Raw genomic sequence first — 23774 nt, 5'->3', positions numbered from 1 at the left:
GTCCGGATCAGAAGGTCGAACCGGCCAGCATCGCCATATGTTCGGCGATGGGCCCCAGCGCGAGCGCGGGCAGGAATGTCAGCCCGCCGACAATCAGCACGATCGCCACCAGCAATCCGATCCACAGCGGGCCGGTGGTGGGGAACGATCCCGCCGATTCAGGGGTATATTTCTTTTGGGCGAGCGATCCGGCGATGGCCAGCACCGGCACCATCACGAAAAACCGCCCGATCCACATCGCCACCGCCAGCGCGCCGTTGTAATAGGGCGTGTTGGCGCTGAGCCCGCCAAACGCCGACCCGTTGTTGCCGGTGGCCGAGGTAAAGGCATAGAGGATCTCGGAAAAGCCATGCGGCCCCTTGTTGGCAGGCCCGGCCAGGCCATCGGCCAGCACGCTCGACAGCGCGGTGCCACCCAGAATGCACAGCGGCAGCACGACGATCGCCAGCACGGCCAGCTTTACCTCGCGCGATTCGATCTTTTTGCCGACATATTCGGGGGTGCGCCCGACCATCAGCCCGGCGATGAACACCGCCAGCAGCGCGAACAGCAAAAAGCCATAGATGCCCGAGCCGACGCCGCCAACGACCACTTCACCCAGTTCGATGTTGAACATCGGGATCATACCGCCCAGCGGGGTAAAGCTGTCGTGCATGGCATTGACCGCGCCGCAACTGGCGGCAGTGGTCACCGCGGCAAACAGTGCGCTGGCGGCGGCGCCAAAGCGCACCTCCTTGCCTTCCATGTTGGCCCCGGCCAGCCCCGCATGGTGGAGCAGGGGGTTGCCATTGGCTTCGGCCCAATAGACCACGGCGGCACCGGCAGAGAACAGGATCAGCATCGCCGCCAGCACGGCCCAGCCCTGGCGCGTGTCGCCCACGGCTTTGCCAAAGCACCAGGTCAGCCCGACGCCGATGGCAAAGATCGACAGCATCTGCAGGAAATTGACCAATGCGGTCGGGTTTTCGAACGGATGCGCCGAATTGGCGTTGAAGAACCCGCCACCATTGGTGCCGAGCATCTTGATCGCTTCCTGGCTGGCAATCGGCCCGACCACCAGCGTCTGGTGCGCGCCTTCGAGTGTGGTGGCATCGATCGTGCTGGCAAATGTCTGCGGCACGCCGCCCGCCACCAGCACCAGCGCATAGACCACCGCGCAAGGCAGCAGCAGATAGAGTGTGACGCGGGTCATGTCGGCCCAGAAATTGCCGATGTATTGCGTCTGGCGCCGGGCAAACCCGCGGAACAGCGCAAACGCGACCGCGATCCCGGTGGCTGCCGACAGGAAATTGTGCGGCACCAGCGCCAGCATCTGCGACAGGTTCGACAGCGCGCCTTCGCCCGCATAGGCCTGCCAGTTGGTGTTGGTGACAAAGCTGATGGTGGTGTTCATTGCCAGGTCGGACGACAGGCCCGGCAGGCCGCGCGGATTGAATGGCAGCACGCCCTGCAGGCGCAACAGCACATACGTCACCAGCGCGGTGGCGAGCTGAAACATCAGCATGGCCAGCGCATATTGCCGCCAGGTCTGTTCGCGCGCCGGATCAATACCGGACAGGCGATAGAACCCCCGTTCCACCGGGCCAAGCACGCGCGTCAGCGGGGTGTCACGCCCTTCGTACAGCGCAAACAGCCACAGGCCCACGGGTTTGGCCAGTGCAATGCACAGGCCGACGAATAAGAGGATCATGGCCCAGCCGACGAGGCTGGTACCGACCGCAGCCGAGATCATGGCAGCGCTTCCTTTTCCGGTCAGAATTTTTCAGGCCGCAGCAGCACGGCCACGAGATAGGCCAGCAGGCCAAGCGCGGTCAGCCCCGCCAGCACGAGTGAGAATGTCATCGCCGCAGCGCTCCTGTCATGACGCGTCGCACAGACGCAGAAAGGCCAAAGTGAGCAGAGTCAGGCCGGCGAGTACCGCCAGCCAGGCAAGATCGGTCACGGCAGATGCAATCCTTTACTGTCTGTTTTTTCGGGGAAACAGCACGGGTGATGGATTGCGCCATGTCGCATGCGCCCGTTAAGGTTCCACGGCAAAGGCAAGTCTGGCCATTAAGGAACCATAAAGTGCGCAGATCTGGCGGCAGGGCGCGACGATACCATGCGCGAGTTTAGGCAACGCGCCATGCACTTCATTGTGGTGGATCAAACGCCCAAGTGCGGGCAGGGACATGCGAAGTATCGTGAAAGGGCAGGCTTTGCATGACGTTCGGTGACCGTGTGATGATGCTGGCGGGGTGGGCGCTGGCCTGCGCCTGCGCCATCGCTAGCCCCGGCGCGGCCTTGGCACAGCGGCTCGACGCCACGCCGCGCACGGTGGTGATGACTGCGTTCGACCCCGAATTCGATGCATTGGTCGGCGCGGTTGCCGATCCGCATGCCTATGCCGTCAACGGCACGCAGTTCGTAGCCGGAACGCTGGAGGGCAAACCCATCCTGCTGATGAAAAGCGGGGTCAGCGTGGTCAACGCGGCGATGACCACGCAATTGGTGCTCGACCGGTTTGCGGTGCGGCGGATCGTGTTTTCAGGGATTGCCGGGGGCGTCGATCCGGCGCTGGCGATCGGCGACGTGGTGGTGCCCGACGCCTGGGGGCAATATCTCGAAGCCTCGTTTGCGCGCGCCACGCCGAACGGGTGGCAACCGCCCGAAGGCATCGTCGGCGCGCCGCCGCCCTGGCGCTTCATCTATCCGCGCGGCACCAAAGTCACGCGTGCCGATGGCACGGTGCGGCGGCTGTTCACCATTCCGGCCGATCCGGCGCTGGTTGCGCTGGCGCGCAAAGTCGTGCCGGGGCTGACACTGTCGGCCTGCGTCGATATATCGGGCCACCCGCAATGCCTGCCGCGCGCGCCGCGCATAGATGTCGGTGGTACCGGGGTCACGGCGGGGATCTTTGCCGACAACGCCGAATTTCGCGAATATCTGTTCACCGCCTGGCATGCGCGCGTGCTCGATATGGAAAGCGCCAGCGTGATCCAGGTGGCCTATACCAACGATGTGCCCGCGATCGTGTTCCGCAGCCTGTCTGACCTGGCGGGCGGCGATGCCGATGCCAATCGCATGGTTACCTTCGAACATCTCGCCTCGGTCAATTCGGCGCGCGTGGTGCGCGCCTTTCTTGCCGCCCTGCCGGATTGAGCGGCGATGATGAGGGCCTTTCGCGGTGAAATCCTGTCGGTGGCGCACGATCCGGCGTTGGTACCCGATGCGGTGCGGCACGATGCCGATGGGCTGCTGGTGGTCGAGGATGGGCTGATCGTGGCGCGCGGGGCCTGGCGCGATCTGGCCGACCGCTTTGCCGGGGTGCCGGTCGAGCCACTGGCGGGCCTGATCGTGCCGGGTTTTGTCGACGCGCATGTCCACTATCCGCAGATGGACAGCATGGCGGCGCATGGCGAACAGTTGCTCGACTGGCTCGACCGGCATATCTTTCCCGCCGAAATGGCGTTTGCCGACCCGTTGCATGCGCGCGCGGTGGCGGGGGCGTTCTGCGATGAATTGCTGCGCCATGGCACGACCAGCGCGCTGGTGTTCGCCACGGTCCATGCGCATTCGGTCGATGCCCTGTTCGAGGCGGCGCTGGCGCGCACCATGCGCGTGACCTGTGGCAAAGTGCTGATGGATCTGGGGCCCAAGGGCCTGTCCGACACCCCGGATATTGCGCGCGCAGAGACCGAGGCGCTGATCGCGGCCTGGCGCGGGCGCGGACGGCTGGGCTATGCGGTCACGCCCCGGTTCGCGCTGAGTTGTTCGGATGCGCAACTGGCGGTCGCAGGCGAACTGCTGGCGCGCCATCATGATGTCCTGCTGCACACCCATCTGGCGGAAAACACCCGCGAATGTGTCGAGGTGGCGGCGCGGTTTACGGATTTGCGCGATTATGTCGATGTCTATGACCGGTTCGGGCTGGTCGGCCGGCGGTCGGTGTTTGCGCATGGCATTCACCTGGCCCCGCGCGAATCCGCAAGGCTGGCGCAAAGCGGGGCGGGGATCGCGGTGTGCCCTTCGTCAAACCTGTTTCTGGGTTCGGGCTTTTTCGACTTTACCCGCGCTGCCGACCATGGGGTGCGGCTGGGGCTGGGCAGCGATATTGGCGCGGGCACCTCGTTTTCGATGCTGCACACCGCCGGGCTGGCGTATCAGGCCGCCCTGGCGGGCGGGTACCGGCTCGATCCGATGCGGGCGCTGTGGCTGGCGACGGCGGGGGGCGCGGCGCTGTTGCACGTGGATGATAAAGTCGGCGCGCTGGGCGAGGGGCAAGAGGCGGATTTTGTCGTGCTCGATCCCGCTGCCACGCCTCTGCTGGCGCGGCGCACGCGCGGGGCATCGCTGGCCGACCGGCTGTTTGCGTTGCAAGTGCTGGGGGATGACCGCGCGGTGTCACGGACTTATGTGATGGGCCGATGCCTGTGGGATCGCGATCGATCCCGGTTTGGAGACTTTGCGCAATGACCGACCTCGACACGTTCATCACGGGCTTGCCCAAGGCGGAATTGCATCTGCATATCGAAGGCAGCCTGGAACCCGAACTGATGTTCGCGCTGGCGCAGCGCAACGGCGTAGCGCTGGCCTATGATTCGGTCGAGGCGGTGCGCGCGGCCTATGCCTTTTCCAATTTGCAGGATTTTCTCGACATCTATTATGCGGGCGCGGCGGTGTTGCAGACGGCGGCCGATTTCCACGATCTGGCCATGGCCTATTTCGACCGCGCGGCGGCCGATGGCGTGGTCCATGCCGAGCTGATGTTCGATCCTCAAACCCACACCGCGCGCGGCATCCCGTTTTCCGAAGTGATCGAGGGCCTGCTGTCGGCAATGGCCGAGGCCGAGGCTCGCCATGGTTTGACATCGTGCCTGATCATGAGTTTTCTGCGCCATCTGAGCGAAGCCGATGCTTTTGCCACGCTTGCCGAGGCCGGGCCCTGGCTGCACCGGATCACCGCCGTCGGGCTCGATTCGTCGGAACTTGGCCATCCGCCCGAAAAGTTTGCCGGGGTGTTTGCCGCCGCGCGCGCCGCCGGGCTGAAACTGGTTGCCCATGCCGGAGAGGAAGGCCCGCCCGCCTATGTGACTGGCGCGCTTGATACCTTGCAGGTCGATCGCATCGACCATGGCAACCGTGCGCTCGAAGATACCGCGCTGGTCGAACGGCTGGCGGCCAGTGGCATCACGCTGACGGTGTGCCCGCTGTCCAACCTGAAACTGTGTGTGGTCGACACGCTGGCCGACCATCCGATTGATCGCATGCTGGCGCTGGGCCTCAAGGCGACGATCAATTCGGACGATCCGGCCTATTTCGGCGGCTATGTGGCCGACAACTATCGCGCCGTGGCAGCGGCACGCGGGTTGTCGCGCGCCGATCTGGCGCGCCTGGCACGCAACAGCCTGACCGGATCGTTCCTGCCGCCCGAGGCCATCGCAGCGCATTGCGCGCGGCTGGATGCGTTTGTGCTTGCAGAATAACCGGCGAGCCCGATAGCGTTGTGGCCGGAGAATTCGGGGCTGGATATGGGCGCATGAAATCAGTCAGGATCGCGGCCGCAATCTGCTGGATATGGGTCATCGGGGCCAATATCCTGTCGATATCCTTTCAGAATGCGCAAAATTTCAAAGAGTTTGTCCTATTTCCTTGGTGGTTTTGTGCCCTGCCGCTGGTGGTTGTCGCAGGGGCCTGGTTCCGGCCGGTGCCGCCTCCGCGCGGACGGGTTGAAATGGCGATCGACCGGATATTTGGTCAAGGGTGCTGGCGGCAATTTCTGGCCACTCTTCGGCCCCAACTCATGTTCGCGACCATGGCTTTCAGTATTGTCGCCGCCAATCTGGTCCGGGGCCTGGTTGCCGGGACTTACGTGCTTCCCATTCCGGTGGTCGGTTTTTTCGCGTGCGGGGGGATCGCGTTTGTTATCGCATTCCTGATCCGTCAGTCGCGCGAAAGAGCCTGATCACGCCTCTGGCACATTATGCGCCGCCGGATAACCCAACTGCGCAAACCCGGCTTCGAGCTCGCCCAGCACGATCCCTGCCGCGTGTGACGGGGTGCGCGCGGCGGCGGTGCAGAGCGCCAGCGTCATCGGGCGCAGCACGGGATCAGACAGGCGGCTGAACGACAGCAACCCGCGCTGCACTTCGGTGGCGACATCGAGCGAGGTCAGCACGCCGATGCCGATGCCTTGCAGGACCAGCGAGACGATCATCTGGATATTGTCCGATGTCGCGCGGCGATCGAGCGCGATGCCGTTGGTTGCCTCCAGCACTTCGATCTGCTGGCTGACCGCAAGCGGCCGCGACGGTACGATCACCGGCATCCCGGCGCACGTGGAAAAGCGCGTTTCGCGATGGCGGGCCAGCGCGTGGCCGGGCGGCGCGATCAGGCCCAGCACGACATCGACAAACGCGCGCACGGTCAGATCGCGGTAGGATTGCGGTTCGAACATGATGCCAAGATCGACTTCGCCATCGGCAACCATCCGCCGCACGATGTCGTTGCCCTGCACCTTGATACCCACGGTAATGCCCGGATAGCGGGTCTGGATGGCGTGGATCACGCCGGGAACGTGGCCCTTTGACAAGGCATCGATCACCGCAATCTCGACATGCCCGCGTTTCAGCCCGCGCAGATCCTCGATCTGGGCGCGCACATCGGCCAGGTTTTTCTGCCACCGCGTGCCCGCCGCCATCAGCACTTCGCCCGCCGCGGTCAGCCGCAGCCCGGTCGGCAGGCGCTCGAACAGCGGCATGCCCAGGTCCGCCTCGACATTGAGAATCTGCCGGTCGATCGCCGAGGCCGAAACATTCAGCTCTTCAGCAGCGCGACGGATCGAGCCCGATCGGCCGACCACCACGAAATAACGCAGGAAACGCGAAAAGGCAGGCATCTGGGTTGCTCTGTTTTATGAGAAGATTTGCCTGATCCATTGCATTTTTGCGGGCAGGGTCAAGCCTTTTGGAGGGATTTGGGAATCGGCGCGAAGCCTGCTAGGCGCCCAGCCATGCTGACGATTTCAAACCTTACCGTGCGCCTCGGCGGGCGCGACATCATTTCTGGCGCCAGTGCCGCCATTCCGCCGCGTGGCAAAGTCGGGCTGGTCGGGCGCAATGGCGCCGGCAAATCGACGCTGGTAAAAACCCTGATCGGCGAGATCGACCCCGATGCGGGTTCGGTCGACATGCCGCGCGGTTGCCGGTTGGGCTATATCGCGCAGGAAGCGCCCAATGGTACCGCCACCCCGTTTGAAACCGTGCTGGCCGCCGACGAGGAACGCACGCGCCTGCTCGCGCAATCCGAAGTCGAACATGATCCGCACCTGCTGGGCGATATCCACGAACGCCTGATCGCGATCGATGCCTATACCGCCCCGGCGCGCGCGGCGCGCATCCTGTCGGGGCTGGGGTTTGACGAGGCGGCGCAAGGGCAACCGCTCGATTCGTTTTCGGGCGGGTGGAAAATGCGCGTGGCGCTGGCCTCGCTGCTGTTTTCCAGCCCCGATGTGCTGCTGCTCGACGAACCGTCGAACCACCTCGACCTCGAAGCGACGCTGTGGCTGGAAAACTTTCTGAAGTCCTATCCCGCCACGCTGCTGATCATCAGCCACGAGCGCGACCTGCTCAACACCGTAGTCGATCATATCCTGCATCTGCAGGGCGGCAAGCTGACGCTCTATCCCGGCGCCTATGACGCGTTCGAGCGCCAGCGCGCCGAACGCGCGGCGCAGGCCGCCTCGTTCGCGGCGGCGCAGGAAACCCAGCGGGCCAAGCTGGCCGACTATGTCGCGCGCAACAGCGCCCGCGCCTCGACCGCGCGGCAGGCGCAGGCCCGCGCCAAGATGCTGGCCAAGATGCAGCCGATCGCCGCGCTCAGCGAAGACCCCTCGCTCAGCTTCGTCTTTCCCGATCCCGACGAATTGCGCCCGCCATTGATCACGCTCGATCTGGCCAGCGTCGGCTATGGCGAAACGCCGATCCTGCGCCGGTTGAACTTGCGCATCGATCCCGATGACCGCATCGCGCTGCTGGGCCGCAACGGCAACGGCAAGACCACGCTGGCGCGGCTGCTGGCGGCCCAATTGCCGCCGATGGATGGTGACATGAGCACCAGCGCCAAGATGCGCGTGGGCTATTTCACCCAGTACCAGGTCGAGGAACTGGCAGGCGATGCCACCCCGTTGATGCACATGCAGCGCGCCATGCCCAATGCCACCCCGCAGGCGGTGCGCGGCCAGTTGGGTCGGTTCGGCTTTTCAGGCGGACGTGCGACCGCCGAAATCCGCACGCTGTCGGGCGGTGAACGCGCGCGGCTGGCGCTGGCGCTGGTCACCCGCCACGCGCCGCACCTGCTGATCCTCGACGAGCCGACCAACCACCTCGACGTCGATGCGCGTGAGGCGTTGGTGCAGGCGCTCAACACCTACAAGGGCGCGGTGATCCTGATCAGCCACGACCGCCACATGGTCGAATTGACCGCCGACCGCCTGGTGCTGGTCGACAACGGCACCGCGCGGACTTTCGACGGCGCGATGGACGATTACATCGACTTCGTGCTGGGCCGCAATCAGCCCAAGAGCGAAGGTGACAAGGCCAAATCGGGATCGAAAGCCGACCGCAAGGCCAGCGCCCAGTTGCGCGAACAGTTACGCAGCCTGAAAAAGAAGGTGATCGACGCCGAAGCGCAGATGGGCAAGCTGCAAACCGAAATCAACGCGCTCGACCGTGCGATGTTCGAACCGGCCAGCGCCTCGGGCGAACTGGCCAAACTGTCGATGGGCGAATTGTCCCGCCGTCGCGGTCTGTCCGCCGCAAAGATGGAAGAGGTCGAAGCGGTGTGGATGGCGGCGAGCGAAGTGTACGATACGGCGATGGCCGAAGGTCAGGGCTAGAGCGTTGTGCAAAAAAGTGGGCACCTGCTTTTTTGCAATAAACGATGCGAAAACAAAGACTCCTAAAGCATACAGCGTTTCAGATTAAACGCAGTATGCTTTAGCCGGCGGTCAATCGGCCAGCCAGGCGGCCGCGATCTCGCCTTTGTGGCCATCGGGTGCCAGCGCGGCGCGCAGGGCGTCCAGAAGCGGCGGCAGTGCCTGGGTGAAGGCGTAGGGCGGGTTGACGATGAAAAGGCCAGCGCCGTTGTAGATGCCGGGCTGATCGGCATCGTACAACCAGTGTTCCACCCCCAGCAATTTGGGGATGCCGAGCTTGCGCAATTGCTCTTTCCACCGTGAATGCGTCGCGCGGTCTTTCAGCGGATACCAGATCACCGTTACGCCGTGCGCCCATTTGCGGCAAGCGGCGGCAAGCGTGGTTGTGATACGCGCGCGTTCATCCAGTTGTTCGTAGGGCGGGTCGACCACCACCACACCGCGTGCGGTGCGCGGCGGCAGCATCGCCAGCCAAAGCTCGTAGGCATCGCGCTGGTGCACTGCGGCCGACGTGTCGCGCATCGCGCTGCGCAGGGCCACGGCGTCCTCGGGATGTTTTTCGTTGAGGATCAGCACATCCTGCGGGCGCAGAAGCTGGGCCAGAATTCGCGGCGAGCCGGGGTACAGGCGCGGCTCGGCGCCGGGGTTCACCGCCTGTACGGCGGCGCGATAGTCGTTGAGCAGGGGATTCGCGTCGGCAAAAGCCCGCAGCACGCCCTGCGTCGCCTCGCCGGTGCGTTGAGCCGGATCGCCATCAAGGTCGTACAGTCCGCATCCGGCATGGGTGTCGATCAGCGTCAGCGCGCCCTCTTTTTGCTGCAACGCGCGCACGAGGGCGATCAGCAGGCTGTGCTTCACGACATCGGCGCTGTTGCCGGCATGGAAGGAATGGCGATAATTCATTGCACTTCAAAATCCTGCGGTCCGGCCCGTGTTGCGAATTTTTGGCTTGGCCGAATGCGCGTGATGCACCTCGCTGAGCCGCAGAGCGGTCATCGAGATGCATCATGATTTGTCAAGCTGATGGGGGTGATCGACCGCGCGATCATCCCCCTTGGTATCTCAATCGAAGGCCTGTGGCCGTCTCAGAAAAACGTTTCGGTCTTTCGCAGAATGTCGATCGTGGGGGTGTAATCATAACCCAGTTCGCGCGCGACAGCGGCGTATGTCACTTTGCCTTCGTGCACGTTGAGCCCTGCGGCCAGGTGTTCGTCGGCGCGCAAGGCGGCCTTCCAACCCAGATCGGCGATGCGGATCGCGTGGGGCAGGGTGGCGTTGTTGAGCGCATAAGTGCTGGTGCGCGCCACGCCGCCGGGCATGTTGGCGACGCAATAGTGGACCACGCCGTCGACCATATACGTCGGCTTGTCGTGGGTGGTGGCATGACTGGTTTCAAAGCAGCCGCCCTGATCGATCGCGACGTCGACCAGCACCGCGCCGGGGCGCATGGTGGCCAGCATTTCGCGCGTTACCAGTTTGGGCGCGGCGGCGCCGGGGATCAGCACCGCGCCGATCACCAGATCGGCATTACCGACCAGCGCGCTCAGCGACGCCGTGCTCGAATAGATGGTGCGGGCGCGGCCCTGAAAGTGGTTGTCCAGCCGTTCGAGCGTATCGATGTCGCGGTCGAGAATGGTCACGTCGGCGCCAAGCCCCACCGCCATCTGCGCCGCGTTCAACCCGACCACGCCGCCGCCGATCACCACGACTTTGCCTGGCGCCACGCCCGGCACACCGCCCAGCAGCACACCGCGCCCGCCGTGCGCCTTTTCCAGCGCGATCGCGCCGGCCTGGATCGCCATGCGTCCGGCGACCTGGCTCATCGGCTTGAGCAGGGGCAGGCTGCGACCGGGGCCGGTGACAGTTTCATAGGCGATTGCGGTGACGCCCGATTTGACCAGATCGGCGGTCTGTTCGGGATCGGGCGCAAGGTGCAGATAGGTATAGAGCACCTGGCCCTGGCGCAGTTGCGCCCGCTCGACAGCCTGCGGCTCCTTGACCTTGACGATCATTTCGCACCCGGCAAAAATCGTCGCGGCATCGGGCTTGATCACCGCGCCGGCAGCTTCATAGGCCGCATCGCTGGCCCCGATGCCAAGCCCGGCGCCTGCCTGAACCCACACGTCGTGACCATGCGCGACCAGTTCGCGGGCCGATTCCGGGGTCAGGCCGACGCGGTATTCGTGGTTCTTGATTTCGGTAACGGTGCCGACGCGCATGGGTTTCTCTCCTGCCGATTGTGCCGGGGCAGGATAGTCGCTCGGTGGCGCAAAATCTTCCCCGATTTTGGCCTTGTTGTTGGTCACGCCGGGATGATATTGCGCAAGCACTGAACAATTCGGGAAAATATCGCGTGGATCGTACCGATCGCAATCTGCTTGAGGCGCTTCAGCGCGATTCGTCGCGTTCGGTTGCCGATTTGGCGGAACTGGTCTCGTTGTCGCCATCGGCGTGCCATCGGCGGATCAAGGCACTGGAAGAACAGGGCCTGATCGCCGGCTATGCCGCCAGGGTGGATTCACGGCGGTTGGGCCTGACCGTCGAAGTGTTCGTCGAAATCACCCTGACGAGCCAGAGCCGCGAGGCAATGGACCGGTTCGAACGCGCGGTGGGCGATTTCGACGATATTCTCGAATGCCACCTGATGAGCGGCAGCGCCGATTACCTGTTGCGCGTGGCAGCGGCGGATCTGGCGGATTACGACACCATCCATCGCGATTGCCTGGCGCGCCTGCCCGGCGTGTCGGCCATGCGCACCTCGTTTTCGCTGCGCCGGATCAAGCGGATGGAAGGGTATCCGGTCAGCCGCCTGCGGTGATTTAATCGTTTGCTTAAAATCTCTGGACTCGCGGCATGGAGCAGTTAGTTTGTTCCGGCAAAACACGGTGCCCTTACCGGAGAGAGAACCATGGCTTTCGACACCACTTATCGCATGCTTATCGGCGGCGCGCTCGAAGCGGGCTCGGCCACGTTCGATGTGATCAACCCGGCCACCGAAACGGTGCTGGCACAGGCCCCCGATGCCACGCCCGCAGACCTGGACCGGGCGGTGGCGGCGGCGCGGGCCGCCTTTCCGGGCTGGGCCGCCACGCCGATTGCCGAGCGCAAGGCCGCGCTGTCGGCGCTCGCCAACGCGATCTGGGCCAATGCAGACGATTTCAAGCGCCTGCTGACGCTCGAACAGGGCAAGCCGCATGCCGAGGCGGGCGGCGAAGTGATGGGCGCAGGCTATTGGCTGCAGGCGAACACCGCGCTCGACTTGCCCGAAACGGTCAACGAAGACAGCGACGACCGGTTCAGCGTGACCCGGCATATTCCGCTGGGCGTGGTTGGCGCCATCGCGCCGTGGAATTTCCCGCTGATCCTGGCGATGTTCAAGGTTGCCCCGGCGCTGCTGGCGGGCAACACCATGGTGCTCAAACCCTCGCCGTTCACCCCGCTGACGACGCTGAAATTCGGCGAACTGGCCAAGGATATCCTGCCGCCGGGCGTGCTCAACGTGATCAGTGGCGGCGATGCGCTGGGGCCATGGATGACCAGCCATCCGGGTTTTGACAAGATCAGCTTTACCGGATCGACCGCCACCGGGCGGCGCGTGATGGCCTCGGCCGCACCCACGCTCAAGCGGGTTACGCTCGAACTGGGCGGCAACGATGCGGCGATCGTGCTGCCCGACGTCGATGTCGAAAAGATCGCCGAAACGCTGTTCTGGGCCGCATTCACCAACAACGGGCAGATCTGTATCGCCACCAAGCGTATGTATATCCACAAGGATATCTATGAACCGCTGCGCGATGCGATCGTTGCTTATGCGCGCACGGTCAAAGTCGGCGACGGGTCGGAACAGGGCACGCAAATCGGCCCGATCAACAACCGCCCGCAATACGAACGCGTTCTCGGCCTGATCGAGGATGCCCGCGACAAGGGCTATACGTTCCTGCTCGGCGGCGAAAAGGCCGACGTGCCGGGCTATTTCGTGCCGATCACGATCCTTGACAATCCGCCCGAAGACAGCCGCATCGTCCAGGAAGAACAGTTCGGCCCGGTGCTGCCGCTGATCAAGTTCGAAGATCTCGACGATGTGATCGCGCGCACCAACGCCACCGATTACGGGCTGGGCGGATCGGTCTGGTCAAAGGACGAGGAAAAGGCCTGGGATCTGGCGCAGAAGATCCAGTCTGGCACGGTGTGGGTGAACGAGACGCAGCACTTGTCGCCACTGGCGGCCTTTGGCGGGGTCAAGCAATCAGGCGTCGGGGTCGAAGGCGGGCTGGAAGGTCTGCTGGAATATACCAACGCGCAAACGCTGGTGCGCCGCAAGAAACCGGCGTTCGCCGACTAAACGGTGAAACGGTTGCGCGTGCCGTCAAAGGCCAGCGCGACCGTTGCGCCGATCAGGTCATGATCCGCCGCATGCGCCAATGTTGCCGCATCGGCGGCATTGGCGATAAATCGCCCGCCATCGGCCAGCCGCCCGATGGCGATGGCATTGGCAGGTTCACCCTTGTTGCGCCACACGGTGTAGGTTTCGACCGTGCCGGTGCCACTCGCCTGGGCCACCGGCACGACACCGGCGACGGCGTTCAGACGCGCCTGGATCGGATCGTGCACCAGCGCACGCCACGGCGCGGGCTGTGGTGACAGCACCAGCGCGGCATATTTCGACTGATATCCGCCATTGGCGCCGATCAGGCCCCATTGCGCCCCGGACCCCGCGCGCAGGCGCTCGACGACGCCTGCAATCGCGTGCATCGAATAGTTGTTTCCCGCCCCGCCGAAATAGGGCAGCCCGCCGGTCACGGTCAGCCCGCGCGGATCATCGGGCGACAGGCCCAGTCCCTCGATCGCGGCATTGAACACCGGGATCGGAAAGCAGCTGTAGAAATCGAACGCGGTGCAATCGTCCGGGGTGATCCCGGCCAGCGCCAGCGCCTCGGCAATCGCGGCATTGGCGGCCGGATATGCATCGATATCGGGGCGTGCCAGCACTTCCTTTTCCTGCGCCAGCGTGGCGGCGTGGATATAAGTCCAGCGCGTTTCGGGAATGCCTGCGGCGCGCGCGGCGGCCACGCTCATTACCAGCACGGCAGCGCCCTGGTTGACCTGATCGCGCGACACCAGCTTGATCGTATAGGGATCGGTGACCAGCCGGTTGCGCGGCGAAGGCGTGGCGATCTGCGCGGCCGACAGCGGTTCAGACGCCGCGCTGCTGTAGCGATTGGCGGCGGCGATCTGCGAAAACGGCGCGAACAGGTCGCCCATCACCTGTGCATAATGGTCACGATCGAGCCCCAGCCGTTGCCGCCGGGCGTTTTCCATCAGCGCATAGGCAACCGGCGGAGACACCACGCCATGCGCGATAGCCAGCGGTGACAGCAGCCCCTTCATGCCGAACCCGCGATCGTCGACCGGGCCAGCATCGCTTTCGCCCCAATCGCGCGTTTCGCCTTTGGCCGCCAGATGCCGCGTGCTGGAAATGGCCTCGGCGCCAAACACCAGCGCCGCCTCGGTTTCGCCCGCGTGGATACGGTTGCCCATGTCCATCAGGATGGTCACTGGCGATTGCCCGCCGACGTTTTCCAGCACCGCGCGCGCAGGCGCGATGCCCAGACGCCGGGCGACGGCCAGCGGAAACTTGTCGGGTTTGCCGAACGGTGACGGCGCGGCGTTCGAATCCTCGAATGTACGCACCGCGCCGATCACACCGATCAACCCGCGCACGGTGCTGCCCGCGCCGCAATCGCTCAACGCTGCCTCGCCAGCGAGCGCCGCCAGATCGGCGGCAGACAGCCCGCGATAGTCCGCACCATCGAGGCGTTCGACCGCCTGGCCGACCCCGACAATGACCGGGGTGCGCGGATCGATGGCGTTGGCAGGCGGTGTTGCGGTGCTCATAGGGAATCTCGATTTAAGTGATCGCTTAAATCGCATTCAAAGCCGGTATTGGCGCTTTGCGCAAGGGGCTATTGCGCCGGGGTCGGGGCCACTTTGTCGAGCATCCCGGCCAGTTGGATGCGTTCGTCGGGCCCCAGCCGGGTTTCGATCGCGCCGTGGATCGCGCCGGCATAGGCGGGCCACATCGCCGCGCGTTGCGCCGCGCCTGCCTCGGTCAATGCGACGATCTGCCCGCGTCCGTCTTCAGGACAGTGCGTCATATCGACCAGCCCGGCGGCCTCCATCCGCGTCAGCAGGCGCGACAGGTTGTATTGTTCGATCCCCACGACGCGCTGAAGATCGCGCGGACGCGATGCGCCGCGCCGTTCGAGCGCGGCAAGGATATCGTACCATTCGAGCGGGGGCAGCCCGGCGCGGCGCAGTTCGGCGCGGGCGATGCGCAAGGCGCGCGCGCCTGCGCCAAGCAGGCGGTCCCAGGCGAGCAGGGTGATGGCGGCTGGTGTGCTCATACGGTGCAGAGTGCGCGTTTGGCGGGCGTGCGGCAATTCCGGGTCGATGCCGATGCATCGGTTTACCATTGCGCAAGGATGGCGGTCGATGCACCTGCATCAACGCGCTTGATGCAGGTGCATCGACCCCGCCCGTCACACTATTGACATCGTTGTAGGCAAAGGCGAAGCAGGCACTCAGCCAACGCTGAATGGGAGAACACGATGTCGGTTGCAGGCACTTATGAAGTCGTCACCAAGACCCCGATGGGGGATCAGACTTCGATCCTGACCGTCGCTGTCAGCGGCGACAGCTTTACCGGCAGCAATGTCGGTCCGATGGGGTCGCTGGAGATCACCGACGGCAGCGTCGACGGGCAGACCATCACCTGGTCGAGCCAGATCACCGTACCAATGCCGATGAAGCTCGATTGCCGGGCGACGGTCGACGGCGATGCGATTTCGGGCACCGTGACGGCCGGCATGTTCGGCAGTTTTCCGATGAGCGGCACGCGCAAGGCATAAGACTTCGCGCCCGGTTCAGGCTGGCTTGATCCGTTTGATCACGCCTGAAAAAGCCAGCACCGGGCGCCCGTCGGCGCTGATCTGGCCGCGCGCCATGACCAGACTGCGCCCGCCGCCAGTGCGCTCGCCGCGCGCCAGCAGCACTTGGCCCGCCTGCGCCGGGGCCAGAAATTCGCAATTCATGGTGACGGTCACCCCGCTCACGTCTTCATCCTGCGTGGCGCCGAGCATGAACAGGCTGAAATCGGCAAACGTCATCAGGCAGCCCCCGTGGATGATGCCGTGGCCATTGCGATGGCCGGGACCGGGGCGAAATCCGCACACCACGCCCTGTTCGTCGCGCGTGACATAAAACGGTCCCGTCGCGTCCTCGAACGGATCGATTCCGGCCCATTTGTACCAACCCGCCCATTCCCCCGTGGTGATCGGATCGAGACGCCCCGCAAATGGCGGGCCGGGCAGGGGGCGGATGGCCAGGCCGGTTTGTTCGGTCACGCGCAACATTCTCCAAACAGCGGGAATCACCGAACGGGGCGGTGCAGTCTCGTTCGGATTGCGTCAAGTCGAGTGCGAGCCCAGGTGCCGGACGCGGACTGCGCCCCGTATAGTCTGATCTTGCATCCGCGGATAAAATCAGACAAATTATAAACTCAGACAAATCGCAAGGGCGGTGGTGGGAATGGTGATGCGCAAGGGGTTTTCGCGGCGACGGTTTTCGGCAGGACTGGTGGCCTCTCCGCTGGCCATGGCCTTGTCCGGGCGTGCGGGTGCGGCGTGGAACAATGTCGAGACACCGCCGGTCTTCCAGCACATCGACGCCGCCCGCATCGCTCCGCTGGCACCCCGCGCGCACACCTTTCCCACCGCGCAAGTACGCCTGGACGAAGGCCCGTTTCTTCAGGCGCAACGGTGGAATGCCGGTTATATCAAGCGGATCGACCCCGATCGTCTGCTCCACACCTTTCGCCTGACCGCTGGCTTGCCAAGTGCGGCCAAACCATTGGGCGGGTGGGAAGATCCGACTTGCGAACTGCGTGGCCATTTCACCGGACACTATCTGTCGGCCTGCGCACTGGCCTGGGCAGCAACCGGCGATGCCGACACACTGACGCGGGGCAACCGGCTGGTGTCCGCGCTCGCCGAATGCCAGCAGGCGCTGAAGCTGGACGGGTATCTGGCGGCATTTCCGGTCAGCCTGTTCGATCGTCTTGCGGTGGGGGCCCAAGTGTGGGCGCCGTTCTATACCTATCACAAGATATTCAACGGCATGCTCGACATGCACGAATTGGCCGATAACGCACAGGCGCTCGCAGTGGCGCGCGGCATGGCACAATGGTCGGACCATTGGACCGCCGAGCGTGGCGAACAGGACATGCAGGCCGTCGTGTTGGAAATCGAATTCGGCGGCATGAACGACGCGCTGTACCGGCTGGCGGCGGTCACCGGCGATGCCCACTGGATCACGGTAGGCGACCGTTTCACCAAGAAACGCGTGTTCGAGCCCCTGGCGTCGCGCAAGGATCAATTGCGCGGGCTGCACATGAACACCCATGTGCCGCAAGTGATCGGGGCAGCCCGGCGCCATGCGATGACGGGGGATCAGCGTTTTGGCGATGTCGCGTCATTTTTCTGGCAGACCGTGACCACCGCGCGCAGCTATGCCACCGGCGGGGCCAGCAACAACGAACACTGGCTGACCGAGCCCAACCACCTGGCCCGCGAATGGGACAGCGGGCATGATCATCAGGAATGTTGCTGTTCCTACAACATGCTGAAACTGGGCACGCACCTGTTTGCCCGGGCGCCCGACCCCGCCATTGCCGACTACTACGAGCGCAACCTGATCAACCATCGACTCGGCACGATGCAGCCCGAAACCGGGCTGACCACCTATTTCCTGTCGCTGGCGCCCGCCGCGTGGAAGACCTGGGGCACCGAAGACAGCACCTTCTGGTGCTGCAATGGCTCCGCGCTCGAGGATTTTTCCACGTTCAACCGGATGATCTATGCGCACGACGACACCGGGGTGTGGGTCAACCTGTTCATCGCATCGCAGCTCGATTGGGCAGAGCACGGAGTGCGATTGCGCCAGACCACCAATTTTCCAGCCGAGGCGCATACGCGGATCACCATCGAGGCGAGTGGCCCAGCGCCCTGGACGCTGCGCCTGCGCATGCCGTCATGGCTGGCCGACGGAGCGCAAGTGCGGGTCAACGGCAAGCTGCTGGAGGCACTGTCCGCGCCCGGCAGCTATCTGGAAATCCGCCGCCGCTGGCAAGCGGGCGACCGGGTGGAGATGACGATGCCGATGCAGACGCGGTGGGAGGTGTTTCCGGATCGGCCCGATGTGGGCGCGTTGGTCCATGGACCGGTGGTGCTGGCGCAGCATTTGCCGCTGGGCATGATCCCTGCCGATCTGATGCATGAGCATGGGCCGATGGTCGACAAAGTGGCCGCCCCGGTGGCGCCCGCCGCCTTGCCCCGCGATGCGGTGGTTCGGCTGGTGCCCGTCAGCGGGCAGCCGTTGCATTTCACGACAGAAGTCGCCGGCCAGGTTGTCGATCTGCGCCCGGTCAACGCCTGCCGGGAACGCTACAGCGTCTACAACCGGATAGTCTGACTGGGGCATTGGACGAAACCCGGCCGGGCGTCGCCGAGGGCGCTGGCGACGAATATCCACCGCTTCGGGGCATTTCACCGCAAGTGCAGTTGACGCGGGCGCGCGGGCTTTCCAAGCTGCGGTTCTGGCGAGCGGGAGGACGGACATGCGGGGCGCAACGGTGCGAGTGTTGATGGCGGCCTGCGCCGTGCTGGTGCCGCATGTCGCGATGGCCAGCCTGGGCGGCAATACGGCCACGGTGAATGGCGATCAGGCGCGGATGAGCGTGCGATCGCATGTCGTCGCCCAATCGGGCAGCGGTACCTTGCACACACTCAGCCTGAACAACGGCGGCGAAGTGCGCGAATATGCCAATGCCGCAGGGGTGATCTATGCGGTGCGCTGGGCAGGGCCCGGCAAACCCGCGCTTGATGCGCTGCTCGGCGCGCATTTCGCCACATTCCAGGGCGACAACGCGATCAATCATCGCCACGGCCAGCGGCGCGCGCCGCTGGTCAACCGGTCCGATCTGAAAGTCGTCACCGGGGGACATACCGGGGCGTTCTGGGGCTATGCCTGGTTGCCGCAAAGTGCGCCCGCCGGTTTTGATCCGACTTCGCTGTGAAAGGGCCGATGATGCTGAAAACACCGGGTTTGCGGCAAATCGTCGCGGCCATGATGCTGTTGGCGCTGGCCGCGTGCGGCGGCGGGTCGGACGCATCGAGCGGGTCAGGGTCATCATCGTCGAGTTCATCGTCGACGTCGTCCGGCGGAACCGTGACACTGACCAATTTCACCACAGTCACCGTCGATGCGGGCCCTGCGGCGCTCAACACCGGGGCGGATGCCTATACGTCGACCAATGTGCCCTATGTCTCGGTCACGGTCTGTGCGCCGGGATCGACCACCAATTGCCAGACGATCGACCATGTCCTGCTCGACACCGGATCGACCGGGTTGCGGCTGGAGGCTTCGGTGCTCAATTCCGCCTTGTTGACCGGATTGACCGGCGAAACCGATGCGGCGGGCAACGGCATTGGCGAATGCTATGAATATGTGGACAATTATGTGTTCGGATCGGTGCGGCTGGGTGATTTCACGATTGGCGGGGAATCCGTTTCGTCGATGCCGTTGCAAGTGATCGGCGATACCACCGGCGGCTTTGGTACGGTGCCCAATTCCTGTTCGTCGAGCGGTGGCAGCAACATGAACACGGTCCAGGCGCTGGGTGCCAACGGCATCATCGGCGTGGGTCTGTCGGCGGTCGATTGCGGCAGCACGTGCACGTCAACATCGACCGCAGCCTCTGGCGGGGCGATCTATTACGATTGCCCGTCATCGGGCTGTTCCGGCGTGACGACCCGGACTGACACCACCACTGCACCGTTCCAGCAATTGCCCAATCCGGTGGCGGCGTTTGCCACCGACAACAACGGCACGATCCTCGAATTGCCGAGCGTCGCGGCCAGCGGGGTGGCGACGCTGACCGGCACGGTCTATTTCGGCATCGGCACCGAGACCAACAACGCGCTGGGGTCGGCCACCGTGCTGCCCACCAATGACCAGGGCAATGTCACCGCGACGTACAACGGCACCAGCCTGACCAACAGCTTTCTCGACAGCGGCAGCAACTATTACTATTTCGTCGACAACAGCATTACCCAGTGCACGCAGACCAATTACACCGGTTTCTATTGCCCGTCATCGGCGCTGTCGCTGACCCCGACTCTGTCAGGCTATCGCAGCGGAACGGCCAGCGCGGCGTTCACCTTGTACAACGCCTATAGCGAACCGGCGGCGACATCGAATGCAGTACCCGGCATCGGCGCCAACCCCAACGCGCTGAACTTTTCGCAGCCGATCTCCAGCAGTTTCGATTTTGGCCTGCCGTTCTTTTTCGGGCGCCATGTCTATACCGCAATTGCCGGGCGTACGGCAGCCTCTGCCACTGGGCCCTATTTCGCCTATTAGGGCATCAGCAGTTTGGCCAGTTCCGCGATCCGGCTTTGCAGCGTATCGAACGCCGGATCGTCGCAGGCAGTGACCTGCCGCAGCGCGGTCAGCGGACCGCGCAGGTCAGGCTGGCGCGCGATCCGCGCGTCGATCAGGCGCAGCAGCGCGGCGTACACATCGGCCAGATAGGCCCGGTCGACCACTGCAGCGGGCAGGGCGATGCGCCGCGCGGCCTGGCGCAGTCGGGACTGATCCCCCTCATCCCTCACCACGCCCAGGCCTATGCGTGCCGCGATGGCCAGACAATCCAGACCAACCGCCAACCCGGCATTGCCGTGGCCTGTGGGCGCGCGCAACACGGCGCGGATCAGGTCGGGCAACCCTGTCGACAGGGTCGTCGCCTGACCGGGCGCAAGCATCAGTGGCTCGGTCTTTCCCGAGGGATCGATGCGGATTACCGGAATGCCGCTCGCAATCGCCTCGGCCACGATATCGCCGGTGCCACCCCGTCCCAGCGCGGGCTGGCCATCCCACACCGCGATCAGCATGTCGCACTGCGCCAGCACGATGCGGCCCGCGCGCTCATAGGCAGCGGGGGCGGTGTCGCGGTGGCAGTCGTCGGCCAGTTCGAACACCCGTGCAGAGGCGGCCAGCAACCGGTCGAACACGGCGCGCGTGTGCCCGGTGGTGAAATCGGCGGCATAGATCGCACGCGTAAAGGGCAGCACGCTGAACAGCGGCCAGCCGCGTGCCAGGGCCGCCGCGGACACCAGACTGTCTGCACCGTCGGCAAGCGCCGTCACCGCGCGCAATTCGGCCGTGCCAGCCTGCGCGCGCGCGATCTGTTCAATCTGCGCCAGCGTGGCGTCAATCGTCGCGGTCAGGGCGGGCAAGGCAGCGGTATCGAGCCGGGCCGCGCGATGCCCGGTTACCCCGATCGCCAGCACCGGGCGGGGGTTTGCGCGTACCGCGTCCAGCGTTTCGCCGACCACGCTGCTGGCGGGCAGATCGTCCATTGCCGGTAACGCTAGCGGTCGGCGATGCGGGTGGTCAACCGGCAATGGCATGTGCCACCAGATCCGTGCTATCACCATGGCATGAACGAAATGGCGCACATGGTCCTTGCCGAAACCTTCGCCTGCAACGCGGCCACGGCCGAAACCCTGGCGGCGCGGGCGCGGTTGCGCGACCACCCCGCGCATAGCGTGATCATCGCCGCAGACCGCGACGGCGCGCACGTGCATGTGATGGTCGACGGCCATGCGCGCATGATGGCCTTTGCGGTCGATGGGCGGCTGGTGGCGATCGAGGACTATCTGCGCGGCGATCTGCTCGGCGAGACGGCGCTGTTTGAAAAGGACCAGCCCGCGCACGATATTGCGGCGGTGATCGCCAGCACCTCGGCAGCATTTGGCCAGGCGGTGTTTCTCGACCTGATGACGAATTACAGTTGCGTTGCGCTGGCGGTGTCGCGGCGACTGGTGGCGCGGTTGTCGCGCATCACCCAGCGCATGGTCGAAGGTGCCACATTGTCGGCCAATGGCCGCATCCACGCAGAACTGTTGCGCCGGGCGCAGGCCAGCGAAGACCTGACTATCCGCCCCCCGCCCGTGCTCAGCCAGTTTGCCCTGCAAGTGCAAAGTACCCGTGAAACCGTGTCACGCGCAATCAACGCGCTGGAAAAGCGCGGGATCATCACGCGCGACGATCACGGTCTGCGCGTGGTTGCACCGCATCGCATCGAAGAATTGATCTACTGAGCGGGCGTCAGCGCAAACAGCCTGATTTCGCCCGCTTCGCCAACGTGTTCGGCATGAATGTCGGCCGACAGGTTGACCGACACCGCGCTGGCCAGCGTTTCGCTGGCGGTTAGCACGCCGGGCAGCGCGGCCTGCGCAATCGCCGCCAGATCTGCCGTGGCGCGGCCGACGAGCGCCGCCGGATCGTCGAACCAGTGCGCCAGCCCGTAATGGCCCGCCACCCGCAAGGGCAGCGCCAGCGGCGGCAACGCCAGCAGCGCGCGGGCATAGGTCCATGCTGCGTCGGCATCGGCAAACACCACCATCCGGGCATTGCCCATCGGCAGGGTCAGCTCGGGCTGCACCGGCAATGCCGCGCTGGCGGCGCGAAACGGGGTGATCACGCTGTCGATCGCCTCGGCAAAGCGGCCTTCGTCACAGCGGTCGAGGCCGTCGAAACTGATCATCAGCATGGCCGCCAGCCGCCGGTCGTGGCGCCCTTCGGGGGCAGGGCGCAGGCCCGATGCCGCCACCGGCGCGGTGCGTGGTGCGATCAGGCACTGTTGCCGGTCGCGGTCGCGCCAGCGTTCGCCGATCCGGCGCGTTCCATCGCCACCGCCATAAGGGCCGGGCATATCGTCGATCACCAGCAACTGCCACGCCGTGCTTTCCAGCCGGCGCGCGTTGAGCACACAGGCCCCCATCGCCACATCGGCGGCCAGTTGCGTGGCCAGCGGTTCATAGGCGCCGGTCACCGAAGTGACGCATTGCAGCGAATGCGCCGCGGCCAGACAGGCGTCAAACCGCGCGCGCCACGCCGGATCATAAGGGGCGACCGATTGCGCGACAAATTCGTCGAGCCGCGTCGGCAGCACGACATGCAATTCGGCACCGCGTGCAATCAGCGCCTCGGCAATCACGATATCGGCGCCCGCCGCCAGCGCGCCAAAGCCGAACCCCACGTCGTGCGCGGCCAGCCATGCATCGACCGTGCTGCGCAAGGCCTCGGCCTGGGCGGGCGCGACGCCCAGATGCCCGGCGAAATTGAGCGAACGCGGCGGACGAAACGGATCGAGCCAGCGCGGGTCTGCGCCCAGCGCGGCGAGGATCAGCGCGAATTGCCTTAGCGTTGTGGCGCGATCGGCCCAACCGTCGGGATCGGCGGCGATCGCCTGGTGCATGGCCTCGGCAGCAGCTTCGCTTTCGCCGCGCAGCAAATGGGCTTCGGCCCGCGTGGCGGCGATGAAATAGGGTGTTTCGGCGAAGTCCTGTGTGCCCGCCATCCAGTCGAGCACATCTTGCGCAACCGCTTGGGCGCCTGCGCGATCGCCCGCCAGCAACAGCAGCGAGGCCTGGTTGATGCGCGTATAAGGCTGCGGACGCAGACGATCGGCGGTGCCATAGGCTGCGGCGGCGGCGGCCAGCAGCGATTGCCGGTCGGGCCCGGCGGCGCGCATGCCTGCATCTTTCAGCAGGCGCGCGCGGATCGCCAGTGCGGCGGGGTCGGCATCGCGTTCGGCCCAGCCGCCGGCTTCGAACAGCCCTTTGGCATAATCGATGCTGCCGGCGCGGGCGGCGGTGATAATGGCGGCCAGGCTGGTCGTCGGCGCGGAAGTCATGGTCTTGTGGCTCTCAACGGCATCTCGGGGACGATTAGCCGT

General features: G+C 64.9%; 22 protein-coding genes. 12 read left to right on the top strand and 10 right to left on the bottom strand.

Annotated features, from left to right (window positions below; translation table 11 throughout):
- Window positions 1-7 precede the first annotated feature (7 nt).
- Both kdpA and kdpF read right to left on the bottom strand, forming a co-directional pair.
- Window positions 8-1732, bottom strand: a complete 1725-nt coding sequence (gene kdpA, locus AQZ49_RS20130; protein ID WP_067620261.1) for a potassium-transporting ATPase subunit KdpA — start codon at window positions 1730-1732, stop codon at window positions 8-10.
- Between the two features lie 20 nt (window positions 1733-1752).
- Window positions 1753-1842, bottom strand: coding sequence for a K(+)-transporting ATPase subunit F (kdpF, locus tag AQZ49_RS20125; RefSeq protein WP_067620258.1), 90 nt, complete (start codon window positions 1840-1842; stop codon window positions 1753-1755).
- Window positions 1843-2202: 360 nt separating this feature from the next.
- Between kdpF and AQZ49_RS20120 the strand changes: the two genes are divergently transcribed.
- From AQZ49_RS20120 to AQZ49_RS20105, 4 genes are read left to right on the top strand one after another with little or no spacing between them, the layout of a single operon-like run.
- On the top strand, window positions 2203-3141 hold the full coding sequence (locus AQZ49_RS20120) for a 5'-methylthioadenosine/S-adenosylhomocysteine nucleosidase (protein ID WP_369819161.1): 939 nt from the start codon (window positions 2203-2205) through the stop codon (window positions 3139-3141).
- A 6-nt stretch (window positions 3142-3147) separates the two neighbouring features.
- Window positions 3148-4455, top strand: a complete 1308-nt coding sequence (guaD, locus tag AQZ49_RS20115; protein WP_156428414.1) for a guanine deaminase — start codon at window positions 3148-3150, stop codon at window positions 4453-4455.
- Entirely contained in the window at window positions 4452-5465 is a 1014-nt protein-coding gene (locus tag AQZ49_RS20110) for an adenosine deaminase (protein ID WP_067620253.1), read from the top strand. Before guaD ends, AQZ49_RS20110 begins: the two co-directional genes overlap by 4 nt.
- A gap of 53 nt (window positions 5466-5518) precedes the next feature.
- Window positions 5519-5944: a hypothetical protein gene (locus AQZ49_RS20105; protein WP_067620250.1), complete on the top strand. Its 426-nt coding sequence runs from the start codon at window positions 5519-5521 to the stop codon at window positions 5942-5944.
- Here the strand turns inward: AQZ49_RS20105 and AQZ49_RS20100 are convergent, their stop codons facing one another.
- On the bottom strand, window positions 5945-6877 hold the full coding sequence (locus tag AQZ49_RS20100; protein ID WP_067620247.1) for a LysR family transcriptional regulator: 933 nt from the start codon (window positions 6875-6877) through the stop codon (window positions 5945-5947). It abuts the gene before it with no gap.
- 114 nt (window positions 6878-6991) lie between these two features.
- On the opposite strand from AQZ49_RS20100, the gene AQZ49_RS20095 reads away from it, so the two are divergent.
- Window positions 6992-8875: an ABC-F family ATP-binding cassette domain-containing protein gene (locus AQZ49_RS20095; RefSeq protein ID WP_067620244.1), complete on the top strand. Its 1884-nt coding sequence runs from the start codon at window positions 6992-6994 to the stop codon at window positions 8873-8875.
- Between the two features lie 111 nt (window positions 8876-8986).
- On the opposite strand, the gene AQZ49_RS20090 is transcribed toward AQZ49_RS20095, so the two are convergent.
- Together AQZ49_RS20090 and ald are read right to left on the bottom strand one after the other, a co-directional pair.
- Window positions 8987-9817, bottom strand: coding sequence for a 23S rRNA (adenine(2030)-N(6))-methyltransferase RlmJ (locus AQZ49_RS20090; protein ID WP_067620241.1), 831 nt, complete (start codon window positions 9815-9817; stop codon window positions 8987-8989).
- Window positions 9818-9999: 182 nt separating this feature from the next.
- A complete protein-coding gene (gene ald / locus AQZ49_RS20085; RefSeq protein WP_067620320.1) occupies window positions 10000-11133 on the bottom strand; it encodes an alanine dehydrogenase in 1134 nt (377 codons plus the stop codon).
- Between the two features lie 134 nt (window positions 11134-11267).
- Between ald and AQZ49_RS20080 the strand changes: the two genes are divergently transcribed.
- Complete coding sequence (locus tag AQZ49_RS20080) at window positions 11268-11732, top strand: Lrp/AsnC family transcriptional regulator (protein WP_067620238.1); 465 nt, start codon at window positions 11268-11270, stop codon at window positions 11730-11732.
- A gap of 90 nt (window positions 11733-11822) precedes the next feature.
- A complete protein-coding gene (locus tag AQZ49_RS20075; protein ID WP_067620235.1) occupies window positions 11823-13256 on the top strand; it encodes an aldehyde dehydrogenase family protein in 1434 nt (477 codons plus the stop codon).
- On the opposite strand, the gene AQZ49_RS20070 is transcribed toward AQZ49_RS20075, so the two are convergent.
- Complete coding sequence (locus AQZ49_RS20070) at window positions 13253-14809, bottom strand: hypothetical protein (protein ID WP_067620232.1); 1557 nt, start codon at window positions 14807-14809, stop codon at window positions 13253-13255. The two genes, AQZ49_RS20075 and AQZ49_RS20070, sit on opposite strands and share 4 nt — an antisense overlap.
- Window positions 14810-14877: 68 nt before the next feature.
- Window positions 14878-15318, bottom strand: a complete 441-nt coding sequence (locus AQZ49_RS20065) for a MarR family winged helix-turn-helix transcriptional regulator (RefSeq protein WP_231739340.1) — start codon at window positions 15316-15318, stop codon at window positions 14878-14880.
- 204 nt (window positions 15319-15522) lie between these two features.
- On the opposite strand from AQZ49_RS20065, the gene AQZ49_RS20060 reads away from it, so the two are divergent.
- Window positions 15523-15822 carry a hypothetical protein gene (locus AQZ49_RS20060; RefSeq protein WP_067620229.1) on the top strand — a complete coding sequence of 100 codons (300 nt, stop codon included), beginning with the start codon at window positions 15523-15525 and terminating at the stop codon, window positions 15820-15822.
- A 15-nt stretch (window positions 15823-15837) separates the two neighbouring features.
- Here the strand turns inward: AQZ49_RS20060 and AQZ49_RS20055 are convergent, their stop codons facing one another.
- On the bottom strand, window positions 15838-16317 hold the full coding sequence (locus AQZ49_RS20055) for a PaaI family thioesterase (RefSeq protein ID WP_197411147.1): 480 nt from the start codon (window positions 16315-16317) through the stop codon (window positions 15838-15840).
- Between the two features lie 184 nt (window positions 16318-16501).
- On the opposite strand from AQZ49_RS20055, the gene AQZ49_RS20050 reads away from it, so the two are divergent.
- From AQZ49_RS20050 to AQZ49_RS20040, 3 genes are all read left to right on the top strand, one after another.
- Window positions 16502-18442 carry a glycoside hydrolase family 127 protein gene (locus AQZ49_RS20050; RefSeq protein WP_067620223.1) on the top strand — a complete coding sequence of 647 codons (1941 nt, stop codon included), beginning with the start codon at window positions 16502-16504 and terminating at the stop codon, window positions 18440-18442.
- 145 nt (window positions 18443-18587) lie between these two features.
- Window positions 18588-19046: a DUF2844 domain-containing protein gene (locus AQZ49_RS20045; RefSeq protein WP_067620220.1), complete on the top strand. Its 459-nt coding sequence runs from the start codon at window positions 18588-18590 to the stop codon at window positions 19044-19046.
- 8 nt (window positions 19047-19054) lie between these two features.
- Entirely contained in the window at window positions 19055-20392 is a 1338-nt protein-coding gene (locus tag AQZ49_RS20040) for a DUF3443 family protein (RefSeq protein WP_067620218.1), read from the top strand.
- Here AQZ49_RS20040 and AQZ49_RS20035 read toward each other — a convergent pair.
- Window positions 20389-21390 (bottom strand): hypothetical protein, encoded by a 1002-nt coding sequence (locus AQZ49_RS20035; RefSeq protein WP_067620215.1) that lies wholly within the window; start codon window positions 21388-21390, stop codon window positions 20389-20391. The genes AQZ49_RS20040 and AQZ49_RS20035 overlap by 4 nt on opposite strands.
- Window positions 21391-21414: 24 nt before the next feature.
- Between AQZ49_RS20035 and AQZ49_RS20030 the strand changes: the two genes are divergently transcribed.
- Window positions 21415-22134 carry a Crp/Fnr family transcriptional regulator gene (locus tag AQZ49_RS20030; protein ID WP_067620212.1) on the top strand — a complete coding sequence of 240 codons (720 nt, stop codon included), beginning with the start codon at window positions 21415-21417 and terminating at the stop codon, window positions 22132-22134.
- On the opposite strand, the gene AQZ49_RS20025 is transcribed toward AQZ49_RS20030, so the two are convergent.
- Window positions 22128-23732, bottom strand: a complete 1605-nt coding sequence (locus AQZ49_RS20025; RefSeq protein ID WP_067620209.1) for a hypothetical protein — start codon at window positions 23730-23732, stop codon at window positions 22128-22130. The two genes, AQZ49_RS20030 and AQZ49_RS20025, sit on opposite strands and share 7 nt — an antisense overlap.
- Window positions 23733-23774 lie beyond the last annotated feature (42 nt).

The sequence above is a fragment of the Novosphingobium sp. FSW06-99 genome (assembly GCF_001519065.1).
Classification (GTDB): Bacteria; Pseudomonadota; Alphaproteobacteria; order Sphingomonadales; family Sphingomonadaceae; genus Novosphingobium.
Note: the sequence above shows the minus strand (reverse complement) of the source record. Positions and strands in the feature narration are given on the sequence as shown.